A 15,508-nucleotide genomic window follows, 5' to 3' on the forward strand; every position below is an offset into this window, starting at 1 on the left:
TTCAGGGGAGGCAGTTTTTTGTTTCAGACTGTTGTAGGTTCGTCCGGTGCTCGTGGTATTCCAGCCGCAGAAGACAAATCGCTCAGTGCTATCGATATACGATAAAGATATTTAATTTCTATTTTTTATAGCTATAAAATCAGCCCTTTCAGCCCACCCCCATGCTGCGAGGTTGTCATGGCCACACCGTTCAAACGTTCCGCGCTGACTCTGTTGGCCGCAACCCTGACAGCGGGTGCGCTGTTCAGTAGCGGCGCACGGGCCGAGGGCAAAATCAGCATCGCCCAGCAATTCGGCATCGGTTATCTGATTCTCGACGTCGTGCGCGATCAACACCTGATCGAGAAACACGGTAAGGCCCAGGGTCTGGAGATCAAGGTCGACTGGAACAGCATTTCCGGCGCCACGGCGATGAACGAGGCGCTGCTCACCGGAGCGCTGGACGTGGTCTCGGCCGGCGTGCCGCCGATGCTCACCGTGTGGGATCGCACCAAGGGCAAGCAGAACGTCAAGGCTATCGCCGCGCTCGGCTCGATGCCCAATTACCTGCTGACCAACAACCCGAACATCAAAACCCTCAAGGACTTCAGCGACAAGGATCGCATCGCCGTGCCAGCGGCTGGCGTAGGTTTCCAGTCGCGCACGCTGCAGATTGAAACCGCCAGGCAATTCGGCGACGACCAGTTCAAGAAATTCGACAACATTTCGGTCAGCCTGCCGCACCCGGACGCCACCGCCGCGCTGATCGCTGGCGGCTCGGAGATCAACTCACATTTCTCCAGCCCACCGTTTCAATACCAGGCTCTGCAAAACCCGAACGTGCACAAAGTGCTGAGTTCCTACGACATCCTCGGCGGCCCGGCGACGTTCAACGTGCTCTACACCACAGAAAAATTTCACGACGAAAACCCGAAAACCTACAAGGCGTTCTACGACGCACTGGCCGAAGCCGAGAACATCATCAAAGCCGACAAACCCGCCGCCGCCCAGGCCTACGTCCGCGTAGAGCAATCGAAACTGCCGCTGGCCCTGGTCGAGCAAATCGTCAAAGACCCGGAAATTGACTTCACCGTCGTACCGCAACGCACGTTCATCTATGCCGAGAAACTGCAGGAACTCGGTGTGTTGAAGAACAAAGCGGCGAGCTGGAAGGATTATTTCTTTGAAGAGGCGCATGGTGGTGCGGGGAGTTGAGGGGGCGGCAGGCTCTTTTGGGCTTACGCTGCCGAGCTTGGTTCACGCTTCATGCTGCTGAGTAGTGGCTGTCCGTTGCCGGACAGCCGTCCCGAACCATCATGCAACGACCTTGTATTCGCTTTGGAAAACTTCGTCGCCGGGCCACCAGCGGAACGTACAGGTGAGCGAGTTGTTTTTGCTGCGCTCCAGACCCCAGCGGGGGACGATTCCGTAAGTTTCTGTCACCTTTGCGATAGTAAAAATATCGGTGCTCAGACTGCTGCCGTCGGCAAAAGTGAAATCCAGTTTGAGACGGGTCATTTTCGCCGTCGGCGTTATCTTCGCGCCGATGTCGCTGATCTTGGATAGCGAAATCTCGGTTTGCTCGGCATTCAACCCTTCGAAGTCAAAAGGAAAATCTACGGTGCCAGTCATCTTGCAATGCTCCATCTGATCAATGAGACCCCTGCAATCATTGCCGGGAATACGCAGCATAGGGCGCATGGTATTGATGCAACACTGTAAAAGTTGACAGTTCTTTAGCAAGAAACGCAATAAATCAAGGAGTGCCACTACTGTTTACGGCAGAACGGTTCTGCTTCCCCATCCTCAAAAATATTTTCAATCGGCAATCCAAACGTTCGCGCGATCTGAAACGCCAGCGGCAGGCTCGGGTCGTAGCGTTCATTTTCGATGGCGTTAACGGTCTGGCGCGAGACGTTCAAGCGCTCCGCCAGATCGACCTGTGACCACTTGCGCTCGGCGCGCAGAAACCTTGAGGTGATTTCTCATTGATAGCGACGCCGGGCGATTTGCAGACCGAGGATCCACATCGCGGCCATCACCGGCCATACGCAGGTCCACGGGATGTGCGGGGCGCCGATATTTTCCATGCGGTCAAAGCATCGTTTCCATAAAAAACGGGGCGGCCTGATCATCGATCAAGCCGCCCCGTTTTTCTGTCAGGCGAAGAGTCTTTCTGTCAGCGATCAATGCATCTTGCTGTGATCATGGCCGCCCATGTTGGTCAGCGCGCGAACCGGTGCCTTGACTTCAATGGTTTCTTTCTCGCCCTTGGCGTTTTCAACGGTCAGGGTCAGCGGCACGCTGTCGCCTTCCTTCAACTGACCGGTCAGGCCCATCAGCATGACGTGGTAGCCGTTCGGGTCGAAGCTCACGGCTTTGCCGGCAGGCAACTCAACCGACTTCACCGGGCCCATGGTCATGACGTCGTTCTTCATGCTCATTTCATGAATCTGTACGTCCTTGGCCACTGGCGAGGCAACGCTGAGCAATTTGCTGTCGCTGTCGGCAGTAACGGTCATGAACGCGCCGCTGGCAGACTGGGTCGGCACAGTGGCACGGACCCAGGCATCGTCGACTTTGGTCTGCGCCGACGCCTGAAAGGCCAGGCCGAGCAGGGACAGTGCACATACGGTGCGTTTGAGGTGATTCAGAACGGGATGCATCAGCAGACCTCCATAACAGTAAGCAAATCTTCCGTGCACTCTTGGGCTGTCAGCGAAGTGGACAGGCCCAGGCGCAACTCACCACGCGAGTCGTAGACGTAACTGGTGGACGTATGGGAGATGGTGTAGGTGTCGCCGGCCGGGACTTTCTCGTAAAACACGTCGAATTCCTTGGCGGTCGCCTTGGTTTCCTCAAGCGTGCCGTACAACGCGACGAAGCTCGGGTCGAAGGCTTTGACGTAGGCGTCGAGGATCTGCGGCGTGTCGCGTTCGGGGTCGAGGGTGATGAACACCACTTGCAGGCGATCGCCGTCGCGGCCCATCAGTTTTTTGATCTGTGCGGCGCGGGCCAGAGTAGTGGGGCAAACGGCCGGGCATTGGGTGAAGCCGAAGAAGATCATCGGCATCATCCCGCGAAAGCTCGACAGCGACATGGTCTCGCCTTCGGGGTTCTTGAGCTTGAAGGTGCGTCCGAGGATCTTGTCGCTCAGATCCTTGCCGTACTTGTACGACAGTTGGCCACGGGTATCGCAACCGGCGAGCAGGCCGAGCCCGAGCACGCCCATTCCCGCAAGTACCTTGCGGCGAGTCAACAAAGCCGTCATCTAATACCGCCTTTTGCAGCCCGCGAGTCGGCAGGACTGGCGGGGGGTTAACCGTAAAAGCGCCGCATGATAGCAAACTGAGGCTGATCGCCGGCTGCCGATCGCCGCGCGGTGCGGGATCGGACGACAAAAGGTGTAAGAAGAAATGACGGATACGCCCATTCGTTCGTTGTGATCAGAATCGATTTAAATAGTATGACGATTGGAGGCGGGCGTAGAAACACGTACTCTTGCCGCTGCGCTGCAAAGACCAAAACAACAACAGGAGTCTGTAATGCAACCGATTCGTCTCGGCCTGGTGGGCTACGGCAAGATCGCCCAGGATCAACACGTTCCCGCCATCCTCGCCAACCCCGCGTTCCAGTTGGTAGCGGTCGCCACCCAGGGCAAACCTTGCGCCGGGGTGGAAAACTTCCAGTCGCTGGGCGAACTGCTTGAAAACGGCCCGGCCGTCGATGCGATTGCCTTCTGCACGCCGCCGCAAGGGCGTTTTACCCTGGTGCAACAGGCGTTGGCGGCCGGCAAGCACGTGCTGGTGGAAAAACCGCCCTGTGCAACGTTGGGCGAGGCCATGGCCCTGGTCGATCAGGTCGCTGAACAAGGCGTCAGTGCTCTGTTCGCCTGGCATTCACGCTACGCACCGGGCATCGCCGCCGCCCGCAACTGGCTGGCCAGCCGCACCCTGCAAAGCGTACAGATTGACTGGAAGGAAGACGTGCGCAAATGGCATCCGGGCCAGGCGTGGATCTGGCAACCGGGTGGCCTGGGTGTGTTCGATCCGGGCATCAACGCCTTGTCGATCATCACCCACCTGCTGGCACTGCCGCTGTTTGTCGAAGCCGCCGAGCTGCGCGTGCCGAGCAACTGCCAGTCGCCGATTGCCGCCTCGATCAAAATGTCTGATGCGCATCAGCTCGACGTACGCGCCGAGTTCGATTTCGACCATGGCCACGACGAACTGTGGAGCATCGAAATTCGCTGCGTCGAAGGCGTCCTGCGCCTGGACAACGGCGGCGCGGTGCTGAGCATCGACGGCGAGCGCCAAAGCGTGTCTGAGGAGGGCGAGTACGCAGCGGTCTATCGCCACTTCCAGCAATTGATCGGCGACAAGGCCAGCGACCTCGACCTGCAACCGTTGCGCCTGGTGGCGGACAGTTTCTTTGTTGGCAGCCGCGCGTTGGTCGAGCCGTTTTACAACTGAAGTGGATTGTCCGGTCTGAGTGGACGGTGAAACGCTTTTCAGCCGATTTATCCCTTTGCTGTGCGTCAGTAATCTGTACCCAACTTGAACGCAACAACAAACTTCAAAATTTGAAAAGGGACGCACACCATGACCACTCCAACCTACAACCGCCTGAACAAAGACGACGCTATCGTGCTGCTGGTTGACCATCAGACCGGTCTCATCTCGCTGGTGCAGGACTTCTCGCCGAACGAGTTCAAGAACAACGTGCTGGCGCTGGCGGATCTGGCCAAGTTCTTCGACCTGCCAACCATCCTCACCACCAGCTTCGAACAAGGCCCGAACGGTCCGCTGGTGCCGGAGCTGAAAGAGATGTTCCCGGACGCGCCGTACATCGCTCGCCCAGGTCAGATCAACGCCTGGGACAACGAAGACTTCGTCAAGGCAATCAAGGCCACCGGGCGCAAGCAGATCATCATTGCCGGTGTCGTGACGGATGTGTGTGTAGCGTTCCCGACCCTGTCGGCACTGGCGGAAGGTTTTGATGTGTTCGTGGTCACCGATGCCTCCGGCACCTTCAACACCACCGTGCAGCAAGCCGCGTGGAGCCGCATGACCCAGGCTGGCGCGCAGATGATGAACTGGTTCTCGGTGGCCTGCGAGCTGCACCGCGACTGGCGCAACGACATCGAAGGCCTGGGCAACCTGCTGTCGCAGCGGATTCCCAACTACCGCAACCTGATGAACAGCTACTCGGCGTTGACGCAGCAGAAGTAAGCGTCAAATCCAAAGCAAAAGCCTGCCTCGAAAGCAGGCTTTTTGCGTTCTCTACAGAAAGCCGTTCGTCCAGTGCCGGGCACTTGTCACGCTTGGGCATTTCACACGCTCAGGTACATCTCGCTGAATCACATCGGAGACCGACATGGACATTGATGAAAACGCACCGGGCAACCACTCGCAACAAGTCGTGACGCGCACCACCGACAACGAGACCGGCCACGATCCCAAGCGTGGAAATCCAGAAGTGCCGTTGCGGCCGGACGATGAGGCACCGGTTGAGGAAGACATGTCGGATGTCGATGCGACGAACTCGGTTTCGACGGAGCATCCGCCGTCACGCTGATTGCGAGCTGTGAATCGATGCCTCTTGCTCCGAAACTAGAGTGAGGGGCTCTCGCGAGCGCCCTGATGCAGTTCAGTTACCGACATGGTGAACACCAGTTTCGACCGCCCACGGTTGGCGTACTCATGCGCCGCATCCGTCCGCGCTACCGCCGAACAGCCAGGCCCGACAAGCAGCTCGGCATCGCCAACCTTGAGATGCAACGTGCCTTTCTCGACATGAAACAGCTCGGTGGTGCCATTCGGGTGTCCGGCGGAAGAAAACGACTCGCCGGGAAACAGTTCCCAGCGCCACAACTCGAGCATGTTCGGGCCGCTGGTGCCGGCCAGCAGTCGCGCCGATCCACCCAGCTCACCGCTCCACAGCGTTGGGATGTCGTGGCTGTCGATCAGGTGCGCCGTCGGAGTGTCGGCGACATTGACGAAGTCGGCCACGGACAAGCCCAGCGCTGCGGCGATCTTGCACAGGGTCGCAATGCTCGGATTGGCCGAGCCTTTCTCGATCTCGACCACCATTCCTTTGCTCACGCCGGAGCGTCGGGACAGTTCGTCCAGGGTGATGCCCTGTTGTTTGCGCGCCTGTTTGAGCGTGCGTGAAACCGCGGCGCTCACGGTCTGGACGTCGGCGCCGGCTTCGGTCGATATATTGACTTTCTTGGTCATTGATCGCTAGCATCGTTTGAAATTCAGGTATGAGGGGGATTCTGGGATGCTGTCTGTCGTGCCGTCAATCGATCCGGCTGTTGCGCAACTCGCGCCGGGCTTCAGAGCGCTGAGTATTGTCGTGCAAGCGGCGCCGATTACTCAGGCCTATGTGGCCGGTGAAGCCTTGGCCAAAGCCTGTCAGGTCGTCGCCGCCGGTGGTCCGCAGTGGGCGCCCGCGCACTTGCAGGCCTGGGCGGACGTGTTTCGCCAGTTCGGCGCCAAGCCGCAGCGCACGCCGTGCTCCGCCGAGGCTCTGCGCAAACGCGTGTTGCGCGACGGCGAGTTGCCGAGCATCGATCCGGTGGTCGATCTGTACAACGCCATCAGCCTCGAATATGCGATTCCCGTCGGCGGCGAAAATGCCGAGGCCTACGTCGGTTCACCGCGTCTGGTCGTGGCTGATGGCAGCGAGCTGTTCGATACGATGAAAGAAGGTCAGCCCGCGCATGAATTTCCGGACGCTGGCGAAGTGGTCTGGCGCGACGATCAGGGCGTGACCTGCCGGCGCTGGAACTGGCGCCAAGGCGTGCGAACCCGCCTCGATGCGCAGGCGCAGCACATGTGGTTCATCCTTGAAAGCCTGCCGGCCATGCCGCTGGAAGCGCTGACCGAGGCCGGCGACAAGCTCATCGAAGGTTTACAGCAGATGATGCCCGGTGCCGAGATTGAAAGCATGTTGATCGGGCCGGGAGCGCGGTAGTCAGCAGCACCGCGATTCCTTGTGGGAGCGGGCTTGCTCGCGAAGACGGCGGCACATCCAACATCTTTGCCAACTGATCCACCGCTTTCGCGAGCAAGCTCGCTCCCACAATGCTCTGTGTTGACCATTGGTTTGGTGCTGCCACAAACCCCCTGTGGGAGCGGGCTTGCTCGCGAAGACGGCGGCACATCCAACATCTTTACCGACTGATTCACCGCTTTCGCGAGCAGGCTCACTCCTGCAATGTTCTGCGTTGACCATTGGTTTGGTGCTGCCACAAACCCCCTGCGGGAGCGAGCTTGCTCGCGAAGACGGCGGCACATCCAACATCTTTACCGACTGATCCACCGCTTTCGCGAGCAAGCTCACTCCTGCAATGTGCTGCGTTGACCATTGGTTTGGTGCTGCCACAAACCCCCAGTGGGAGCGGGCTTGCTCGCGAAGGCGGCGGCAAATCCAACATCTTTGCCGACTGATCCACCGCTTTCGCGAGCAAGCTCACTCCTGCAATGTTCTGCGTGGACCATTGGTTTGGTGCTGCCACAAACCCCCTGTGGGAGCGGGCTTGCTCGCGAAGGCGTCGGCACATCCAATATCTGTGTTGACTGATCCACCGCTTTCGCGAGCAAGCTCGCTCCCACAATGCTCTGTGTTGACCATTGGTTTGGTGCTGCCACAAACCCCCTGTGGGAGCGGGCTTGCTCGCGAAGGCGTCGGCACATCCAATATCTGTGTTGACTGATCCACCGCTTTCGCGAGCAAGCTCGCTCCCACAATTTTCGTGCTGACCATTGATTTGGTGGCGCCACAAATCCCCATTGAGACCGAGCTTGCTCGCGAAGGCGGCGGCACATCCAACTTCTTTACCGACTGATCCACCGCTTTCGCGAGCAAGCTCACTCCTGCAATGTTCTGCGTTGACCATTGGTTTGGTGCTGCCACAAACCCCCAGTGGGAGCGGGCTTGCTCGCGAAGGCGGCGGCAAATCCAACATCTTTGCCGACTGATCCACCGCTTTCGCGAGCAAGCTCGTTCCCACAGATTGACTTCTGGTCTCAGTAGGGGCTGGCGGTAGGACGTACGATCAATTCGCTGACGTCGACATCTGCCGGTTGTTCAACGGCGTAGGCAATTGCACGGGCGATGGCTTCGGCGGGGATGGCGATTTTGCGGAAGGATTTCATCTCGGCGCGGCCACCTTCATCGGAGATGCTGTCGGCCAGTTCCGATTCGGTCACGCCCGGTGCGATGACGGTAACGCGGATATCGCCGCCGACTTCCTGGCGCAAGCCTTCGGAAATCGCCCGTACGGCGTATTTGGTCGCGCAGTACACCGCTGCGGTGGGGCTGACGGCGTAGGCGCCGATCGAGGCGATGTTGATGATCTGCCCGGCGCGCTGGCGCTGCATCAACGGCAGGCTGGCGGCGATGCCGTGGAGTACGCCACGGATGTTGACGTCGATCATGCGGTTCCACTCATCGACCTTCAGCGCGTCCAGCCGCGACAACGGCATGACCCCGGCGTTGTTGACCAGCACATCGACACGGCCGTAATGCTCCACGGCAAAATCGACGAAGCGCTGCACATCCTGCTGATCGGTGACGTCCAGTGCGCGGAACTGCGCGTGGCCACCGGCGCTATTGATCTCTTCGGCAATCACTGCCAGACGCTCGGTGCGCCGTGCGCCCAACACCACTTTGGCGCCACGTTCGGCGAGCAGGCGTGCGGTGGCTTCGCCGATGCCGCTGCTGGCGCCGGTAATCACGATCACTTTGTCTTGAATGTTCAGCATGATGTAGTCCTCTTCAATGTGCCCGTGAGTGGGCTTGGAAGAAGATTAAGTGCTGGGGCTCATGGGTTATTAATCGATTCCTCCACGGGATTTGCCCAATTCTGCTGCATCGCTTTTCGACAGGTTTCAGGCCCCACGTGGCGCATCGCGGTAGGCACTAGGCGTGACGCCGACTTCACGGCGGAACACCTGGGAAAAGTGGCTGGGGCTGGAATAGCCAACCTCCAGGCCAATGTCGATTACGCTGCGTGCGGTCTCCAGCAACAGATGACGCGCGCGGCTCATGCGCAGGCGGATGAAGTATTGCGAGGGCGATAAACCGGTGGCGCGCTTGAAGGTGCGGCTGAAGTGGTAGTCGCTCAGCCCGGCGATGGCGGCCAGATGACTGAGGCTGAAATCCTCCGCCAGATTCGCATTCATGGCTTCGATCACCCGGCGCAGTTTGTAGGCGGGCAGGGCGTTGTCGCGGCGCGGGTTGCTGTCCGGGTCGAGATAGTGCCGCAGCAAATGGATCGCCAACGCCTGAGCCAGGCTGTGTACCAGCAGTGCACTGGGCTGGCGCTGTTCGGTCAGTTCGATGCGCAGTTGCTCAAGGATGAAGCTGACCTGCTCGTCACGCGCACCGGACACATCGACAAACGTCACTGCACCGGCCTGTTCGCCGAACGCTTCGCGCGCCGCTTGTTCGATCAGGCCCAGACCGAGGTAGAGGTGCATGACTTCGAAGACCTCGCAACCTTCGGTTTGCCAGCGCATTTCATAAGGTTCGCGGGTGTTGGTCAGGAAGAAATCGCCCGCCGTGACCTGGCTCGCCTGCCATTCTCCGCCCAACGAACGTTCTTCGACCCGGGCAGTGCCGGCCAATACCAGCACCAGCAGCGGTTCGGCCACGCACGGCACGCGGATCGGCTCAAGCAGGGTTTGATGGCGGAAGAGCTGCACCACCGCATCCTTGGTCTGCGGCCGCGGCGTGGTCGTTTCCGCAACACCGGGCAGATGCTCCGGCATGGCTTCGGCGGCGATGCGCGCGGGCTGGCTGATTGTCGGTGTAGCGGGGCTGGTAGAGGACACAGGACGCTCCATCAAAAGCTTCGGCTGTGAATGATTTTGCAGGTTAGGGCGGGCGGGCAGGAAATTCCAGCGCAAAACTCCGACAGTCCCGGCAATCGCCCGAAAGCCCGGCGGCGGAGAGTGCGCGACAGTGAAGCCGTGTTTACGACCGCGCCATCAGGCGCAACACCGATTCGCTATCGAGGAGTTAAAACCATGACTGATTTCAACCACACCCTGCCACAAGAAGTCGCCGGTAAAGTTGCACTGGTCACTGGCGCGGCCAGTGGCATCGGCAAGGCGATTGCGCTGATGCTGCACGCTCGCGGCGCCAAGGTGATTGCCGAAGACCTCAACCCGGCTGTCGAAGAACTGGCTCGTCCCGATCTGGTGCCGCTGGTGGCGGACATCACCAAGGACGGCGCCGCCGAACGCGCAGTCGGCCTTGCCGTCGAGCAGTTCGGGCGCTTGGATATTCTGGTCAACAACGCCGGGATCATTATCAACAAAGCAGTGATCGACATGAGCCGCGACGACTGGGAAAAGATCCAGGCGGTGAATGCCACGGCCGCCTTCCTGCACTGCCGCGAAGCGGTCAAGGCGATGATCCCGAACAAGTCCGGCGCGATCGTCAATATCGCTTCCTATGCGTCGTACTTTGCCTTTCCGACCATTGCCGCCTACACCGCTTCCAAAGGCGCGCTGGCACAACTGACCCGTACGCTGGCCCTGGAAGTCATCGAGCACGGCATTCGCGTCAACGCCATCGGCGTCGGCGATGTGGTGACTAATATCCTCAATGACGTGGTCGAGGACGGCCCGGGCTTCCTCGCGCAGCACGGCGAAGCGGCGCCAATCGGTCGGGCGGCGCAGCCGGAAGAGATCGCCGAGATCGTGACCTTCCTGGCCTCCGAGCGCGCCAGTTTCATGGTCGGCTCGGTGGTCATGGCCGATGGCGGCATGACGGTAACAGCGGGCTGATAACGGTACAGCCATGGGCGCGCGCGATCGCGCGTCCATGGTTTAACTCCGGTCCAAGCGACGCAGAATCAGGCAAATCTGCAGCATCTTTGATCTAGTCGCCGCTGGGTAAAACTGGCTAATCTTCCTCCGCAGTTGACCGACCTTCGTCTGCTTTCGAGGCCCTTTGAATGGATAACCACGATGCTTCCATCCTCCACGACACGGCGGTGTATCGCGCCGAGCTGGTGCGCTTGCTCACCCAGCGCTTCGATGCGCCGGGCACCTACGAAACCGCGATTGCGCCGCTGCACGTGATCCGTCTCGATGGACCGTCCGAGCTGATCCACGTCGTGCATCGGCCGGCGCTGTGCCTGATCGTGCAGGGGCGCAAGGAAGTCGGGCTGGGTGACGAACGCTTCATCTACGACCCGCTGAATTATCTGGTGGTGTCAGTGACGTTGCCGGTGTCTGGACGGGTCATCGAAGCCTCGCCCGAGGCGCCGTATTTTTGCGTACGGCTGGATTTCGACCCGGCACAACTGACGCAACTGATTGCCGAGTCGCCGCTGACCGGCATGCCGCAGGAAACCGGGCGCGGCATGTTTCTCGACAAGATCGACGTGACCCTGCTCGACACCATGCTGCGTCTGGTGCGCCTGCTGGATAACCCGCGCGACATCGGCATGCTCGCACCGATGGTGTTGCGTGAGCTGTATTACCGCCTGCTGCGCGGCCAGCACGGGCATCTGCTGTATGAGATCGCCGTCAGCGATTCGCAGACCCACCGGGTCACGCGCGCCATCGACTGGCTGAACAGGAATTTTACCGAGCCATTGCGCATCGACGCGTTGGCGCAGGTGGCCAATCTGAGCAATTCGGCGCTGCATCACCGCTTCAAAGCCGTCACCGCGATGAGCCCGCTGCAATATCAAAAACAGCTGCGCCTGCAAGAGGCGCGGCGGCTGATCATCAATGAAGGGCTGGACGTGTCCAGCGCCTGTTACCGCGTCGGCTACGAAAGCGCTTCGCAGTTCAGCCGCGAATACAACCGCCAGTTCGGCTGCCCGCCGTCGAAGGAACTCAGCCGCCTGCGCCAGACCGGTTGATTACCGCGGGGGTCCCGCCCATTCCTCACGAAACCCCAACAGAAAATCCACAAACGCCCGCACCCGCTGCGGCACATAGCGGCCGTGCGGGTAGAGCAGGGTGTAGGGGCGCGAACGTCCGGCGTACGGTTGCAGCACTTCAATCAGGCGTCCATCCGCCAGTTCCTGCTCGACGATGAAGCGGTAAGTCTGAAACAGCCCGGCGCCGTGCTTGGCCAGTGTCACACCGCCGAGCACATCGTCGGAACAGGAATAGCCACCGTCGGAAATCACTTCCAGGTCCCGGCCGTTTTCCTGAAACAGCCAGGAAATCCGCCGCCCGCTGCTGGGCAATTCGAACTGGATGCACTCATGCGCGATGAGATCGTCCAGCGTCTGCGGCGTGCCGGCTCTATGCAGATATTCGGGGGCGGCGACCACCACCAGGGCGGCGTCTTCCAGCAAGCGCGCGATCAGGGTCGAGTCCGGTTGCGCGCGCACGCGTATCGCCAGGTCGTAGCCCTCTTCAACGAAGTCGATATTGCGGTTGCCCAAGTGCACGTCGACCGTGACCTCGGGGTACAACGCGCGAAATTTCGGTAGCAGCGGCAGGATGCGGTGATGCCCGTAGGTGGTTGGCAGGCTGATGCGCAGTCGACCCGATGGCGAAGTCTGCGCGCCCATGACTTCCTGCTGCGCTTCAACCAGTTGCGTCAGCGCCTGGCTGCATTGTTCGAAGAAGCTCCGTCCGGCGTCGGTGAGGCGAATGCTGCGCGTGGTGCGGGCAAACAGTCGCGAACCCAGGCGTTGCTCCAGACGCAGAATCGACCGGCTCACCGCAGCGGGCGTGACCCCGGCCAGTTGCGCGGCGGCGGTGAAGCTGCCGGCTTCGGCGGCCAGGCAGAACAGTTCGATACTGCCTAACTGCAAATCTTCAAAATGGCGTTTCATTGTGGCTCGCACCGAGGATCGACGGACGTTCATCCTCTGTGTACCACAACCAACGACGCCGCCGGTATCCACCGGCGGCGTTGCAGGGTTTCGATCAATGGCCGGCGCTCTGGCCACCGTCGACATGCAGGATCTCGCCAGTGACGAAGTTCGCGCTGTCGAGGTAGAGGATCGCTTGCACGATGTCGTCGATTTCCCCCATGTGGCCGACCGGGTGCAGGCTGCCCAGCGCCTGATGGGTTTCCTCGGCGTGCATCGGCGTTTTGATGATGCCCGGCGACACGGCGTTGACCCGAATGCCGCGCTTGGCGTACTCGATCGCCAGGGATTTGGTCGCGGCGTTGATGCCGCCCTTCGTCAGCGACGCCAATACCGAAGGCACGCCGTCGATTGCATGATCGACCAGGCTGGTGGTCACGCTGACGACGTGGCCGCTGCCGTGTTTTTCCATCTCGGCGATGGCCAGTTGCGAGATGTAGAAGAAGCCGCTCATGTTGGTCGCCACGACCTGGGCATAGTCCGCCTGGCTGTAAGCGGTGAACGGCTTGGCCAGAAAGATCCCGGCATTGTTGACCAGCGTATCGACGCGACCGAAGCGGGCGACAGCGGCGCGAATCACGCGCTCGGCGGTTTGCGGATCGGCAATGTCGCCGGCGACGGTCAGTACATCCGGGTCGCTGGATTCTTTGATCGAGCGCGAGGTTGCGACCACTTGATGGCCAAGGGCGCGAAAGCCTTCGACCAGACCTGCGCCGATGCCTTGCGAGGCGCCGGTGATGACAACTACTTTTTTCGATGGGCTCATGATGATTTCCTCTGTTGCTGGCCCGTCGGAATGGCGGGTGGCTGTTGGAGGAGACTTTAGGAAGTTGTGCCGAGTTGATAAATGGGGGCTGAGGTACATCATTTGTACTGTGGTGTATCGAATCGGGGCGAGCCAAAAGATGCGCTTTTGCAGGAGTGAGCCTGCTCGCGATGGCGTCATTTCAGCGGGTGAATATGTTGGCTGACTTGACGCTATCGCGAGCAGGCTCACTCCTACAGGGGCAGGTTTCGATTGTCCTGTTCAGGTGGACGGTGAAACGCTTTTCAGCCGATTTATCCCTTTGCTGTGCGTCAGTAATCTGTACCCAACTTGAACGCAACAACAAAACTTCAAACTTGAAAAGGGACGCACACCATGACCACTCCAACCTACAACCGCCTGAACAAAGACGACGCTATCGTGCTGCTGGTTGACCATCAGACCGGTTTGATCTCGCTGGTGCAGGACTTCTCGCCGAACGAGTTCAAGAACAACGTGCTGGCGCTGGCGGATCTGGCCAAGTTCTTTGACCTGCCGACGATCCTCACCACCAGCTTCGAACAAGGCCCGAACGGCCCGCTGGTACCGGAGCTGAAAGAGATGTTCCCGGACGCGCCGTACATCGCTCGCCCAGGTCAGATCAACGCTTGGGACAACGAAGACTTCGTCAAGGCGATCAAGGCCACCGGTCGCAAGCAGATCATCATTGCCGGTGTGGTCACGGATGTGTGTGTCGCGTTCCCGACCCTGTCGGCGCTGGCAGAAGGCTTTGATGTGTTTGTGGTCACCGATGCGTCCGGCACCTTCAACACCACCGTGCAGCAAGCCGCATGGAGCCGCATGACTCAGGCCGGCGCGCAGATGATGAACTGGTTCTCGGTAGCCTGTGAGCTGCACCGCGACTGGCGCAACGACATCGAAGGCCTGGGCAATCTGCTGTCGCAGCGCATTCCCAACTACCGCAACCTGATGAACAGCTACTCGGCGCTGACGCAGCAGAAGTAAGTTCACGGCCCACGAAAAAGCCTGCTTTTAACAGCAGGCTTTTTGTTTTTCCGACGGCTGCGGCCAACTTGGTTGCTCTGTAGCTTGACCCACCGCTTTCACGAGCAGGCTCGCTCCCACAGTTGACCGTGTTTCCTCAGGAGAAATGCAATTTCCTGTGGGAGCGAGCCTGCTCGCGAAGACGGCGGCACAGTCACCCGAGCAATTCGCTGATCCACTGCATCTCTTGCTTCAGCGCAAGAATTTTATCCTCCGGCAACGCCTGTTGCGCTCGCGTAAACTGCCCCAACGTCTTCTGCCGCTGCCTCAGCCTGCGTTGCCATTTGTGCAGAAATGCCGGGCAGCGTGCCTGCAGATGCAGCGGTCCGAAAAACAGTTCCCTGGCATCGTAAGTCACCGGATCAAAGCCGCGCTCGGCAACGATGATTTCATAGTCGAAACGGTTTTCGTGCAGCACTTCTTCGCAAACGATGCGGTAGCCGTTATCCATCAACCACTGGCGCAGCGCTTGCTCGCCGCCGTTGGGTTGCAGGATCAAGCGTTCGTGGCCACTGAGATGGGCTTTACCACTGTCGAAAATATCGCGAATGGTTTCGCCACCCATGCCGCACAGGGTGATGGCGCTGATCGCATCGTCAGGTTTGATTGCCGCCAGGCCATCGGCCAGGCGCACGCTGATCTGGCCGTGCAGGTCGTTGTCCTTAACGGTGCGTTGCGCCGCGTGAAATGGCGTCAACGCCACCTCGCCAGCCACCGCCGCTGTAATAAGTCCGCGGCGCAGCAAGGCCACCGGCAGGTAACCGTGATCGGAGCCGATATCGGCCAGTCGCGCCCCCACTGGCACATGGGCGGCGACGCGTTCAAGGCGCATGGACAATGTCTGTTGGTTCAACGGC

General features: G+C 59.9%; 17 protein-coding genes and 1 pseudogene. 8 read left to right on the forward strand and 10 right to left on the reverse strand.

Annotation, left to right across the window (positions count from 1 at the left end; genetic code table 11):
• Window positions 1–177: 177 nt before the first annotated feature.
• Window positions 178–1,194, forward strand: coding sequence for an ABC transporter substrate-binding protein (locus ACMYUN_RS25545; RefSeq protein ID WP_415762126.1), 1,017 nt, complete (start codon window positions 178–180; stop codon window positions 1,192–1,194).
• 99 nt (window positions 1,195–1,293) lie between these two features.
• Here ACMYUN_RS25545 and ACMYUN_RS25550 read toward each other — a convergent pair whose 3' ends face one another.
• The 4 genes and pseudogenes from ACMYUN_RS25550 to ACMYUN_RS25565 all read right to left on the reverse strand — a co-directional run bounded on the left by ACMYUN_RS25550 (window position 1,294) and on the right by ACMYUN_RS25565 (window position 3,250).
• Window positions 1,294–1,611, reverse strand: a complete 318-nt coding sequence (locus ACMYUN_RS25550; protein WP_415762127.1) for a hypothetical protein — start codon at window positions 1,609–1,611, stop codon at window positions 1,294–1,296.
• A gap of 137 nt (window positions 1,612–1,748) precedes the next feature.
• Window positions 1,749–1,968: pseudogene (locus ACMYUN_RS25555) on the reverse strand (helix-turn-helix transcriptional regulator).
• Window positions 1,969–2,165: 197 nt separating this feature from the next.
• Entirely contained in the window at window positions 2,166–2,645 is a 480-nt protein-coding gene (locus ACMYUN_RS25560) for a copper chaperone PCu(A)C (RefSeq protein ID WP_073475275.1), read from the reverse strand.
• Window positions 2,645–3,250, reverse strand: coding sequence for an SCO family protein (locus tag ACMYUN_RS25565; RefSeq protein WP_016774221.1), 606 nt, complete (start codon window positions 3,248–3,250; stop codon window positions 2,645–2,647). The genes ACMYUN_RS25560 and ACMYUN_RS25565 overlap by 1 nt, the downstream gene beginning before the upstream one ends.
• A gap of 274 nt (window positions 3,251–3,524) precedes the next feature.
• On the opposite strand from ACMYUN_RS25565, the gene ACMYUN_RS25570 reads away from it, so the two are divergent.
• The 3 genes from ACMYUN_RS25570 (at window position 3,525) to ACMYUN_RS25580 (ending at window position 5,556) form a co-directional block, all read left to right on the forward strand.
• Window positions 3,525–4,451, forward strand: coding sequence for a Gfo/Idh/MocA family protein (locus ACMYUN_RS25570; protein WP_415762128.1), 927 nt, complete (start codon window positions 3,525–3,527; stop codon window positions 4,449–4,451).
• A gap of 129 nt (window positions 4,452–4,580) precedes the next feature.
• Window positions 4,581–5,210 carry an isochorismate family cysteine hydrolase YcaC gene (gene ycaC, locus ACMYUN_RS25575; protein WP_016774235.1) on the forward strand — a complete coding sequence of 210 codons (630 nt, stop codon included), beginning with the start codon at window positions 4,581–4,583 and terminating at the stop codon, window positions 5,208–5,210.
• 145 nt (window positions 5,211–5,355) lie between these two features.
• Window positions 5,356–5,556 (forward strand): hypothetical protein, encoded by a 201-nt coding sequence (locus tag ACMYUN_RS25580; protein ID WP_415762129.1) that lies wholly within the window; start codon window positions 5,356–5,358, stop codon window positions 5,554–5,556.
• Between the two features lie 35 nt (window positions 5,557–5,591).
• On the opposite strand, the gene ACMYUN_RS25585 is transcribed toward ACMYUN_RS25580, so the two are convergent.
• Window positions 5,592–6,218, reverse strand: a complete 627-nt coding sequence (locus ACMYUN_RS25585) for a helix-turn-helix domain-containing protein (RefSeq protein ID WP_415762131.1) — start codon at window positions 6,216–6,218, stop codon at window positions 5,592–5,594.
• Between the two features lie 46 nt (window positions 6,219–6,264).
• Between ACMYUN_RS25585 and ACMYUN_RS25590 the strand changes: the two genes are divergently transcribed.
• Complete coding sequence (locus ACMYUN_RS25590; protein WP_039763216.1) at window positions 6,265–6,960, forward strand: B3/4 domain-containing protein; 696 nt, start codon at window positions 6,265–6,267, stop codon at window positions 6,958–6,960.
• 1,055 nt (window positions 6,961–8,015) lie between these two features.
• Here ACMYUN_RS25590 and ACMYUN_RS25595 read toward each other — a convergent pair.
• Both ACMYUN_RS25595 and ACMYUN_RS25600 read right to left on the reverse strand, forming a co-directional pair.
• The gene (locus ACMYUN_RS25595; RefSeq protein ID WP_415762132.1) at window positions 8,016–8,753 is read right to left on the reverse strand and encodes an SDR family oxidoreductase; all 738 of its coding nucleotides are present in this window, start codon (window positions 8,751–8,753) and stop codon (window positions 8,016–8,018) included.
• A gap of 126 nt (window positions 8,754–8,879) precedes the next feature.
• Complete coding sequence (locus tag ACMYUN_RS25600; RefSeq protein ID WP_130000069.1) at window positions 8,880–9,761, reverse strand: helix-turn-helix domain-containing protein; 882 nt, start codon at window positions 9,759–9,761, stop codon at window positions 8,880–8,882.
• A 258-nt stretch (window positions 9,762–10,019) separates the two neighbouring features.
• Here ACMYUN_RS25600 and ACMYUN_RS25605 point away from each other — a divergent pair, with 258 nt between their 5' ends.
• Window positions 10,020–10,784 carry an SDR family NAD(P)-dependent oxidoreductase gene (locus tag ACMYUN_RS25605; protein WP_039763211.1) on the forward strand — a complete coding sequence of 255 codons (765 nt, stop codon included), beginning with the start codon at window positions 10,020–10,022 and terminating at the stop codon, window positions 10,782–10,784.
• 170 nt (window positions 10,785–10,954) lie between these two features.
• The gene (locus ACMYUN_RS25610; RefSeq protein ID WP_415762133.1) at window positions 10,955–11,872 is read left to right on the forward strand and encodes an AraC family transcriptional regulator N-terminal domain-containing protein; all 918 of its coding nucleotides are present in this window, start codon (window positions 10,955–10,957) and stop codon (window positions 11,870–11,872) included.
• Here ACMYUN_RS25610 and ACMYUN_RS25615 read toward each other — a convergent pair whose 3' ends face one another.
• Together ACMYUN_RS25615 and ACMYUN_RS25620 are read right to left on the reverse strand one after the other, a co-directional pair.
• Window positions 11,873–12,802 (reverse strand): LysR family transcriptional regulator, encoded by a 930-nt coding sequence (locus ACMYUN_RS25615; RefSeq protein ID WP_039763207.1) that lies wholly within the window; start codon window positions 12,800–12,802, stop codon window positions 11,873–11,875.
• 94 nt (window positions 12,803–12,896) lie between these two features.
• Window positions 12,897–13,607, reverse strand: coding sequence for an SDR family NAD(P)-dependent oxidoreductase (locus ACMYUN_RS25620; RefSeq protein WP_415762134.1), 711 nt, complete (start codon window positions 13,605–13,607; stop codon window positions 12,897–12,899).
• 375 nt (window positions 13,608–13,982) lie between these two features.
• On the opposite strand from ACMYUN_RS25620, the gene ycaC (ACMYUN_RS25625) reads away from it, so the two are divergent.
• A complete protein-coding gene (gene ycaC, locus ACMYUN_RS25625; RefSeq protein ID WP_016774235.1) occupies window positions 13,983–14,612 on the forward strand; it encodes an isochorismate family cysteine hydrolase YcaC in 630 nt (209 codons plus the stop codon).
• A gap of 193 nt (window positions 14,613–14,805) precedes the next feature.
• Here ycaC (ACMYUN_RS25625) and ACMYUN_RS25630 read toward each other — a convergent pair whose 3' ends face one another.
• Window positions 14,806–15,504 (reverse strand): tRNA (adenine(22)-N(1))-methyltransferase, encoded by a 699-nt coding sequence (locus ACMYUN_RS25630; RefSeq protein ID WP_415762135.1) that lies wholly within the window; start codon window positions 15,502–15,504, stop codon window positions 14,806–14,808.
• Between the last annotated feature and the right edge of the window lie 4 nt (window positions 15,505–15,508).

The organism is Pseudomonas sp. CP4 (genome assembly GCF_047758505.1).
Classification (GTDB): Bacteria; Pseudomonadota; Gammaproteobacteria; order Pseudomonadales; family Pseudomonadaceae; genus Aquipseudomonas; species Aquipseudomonas fluorescens_AO.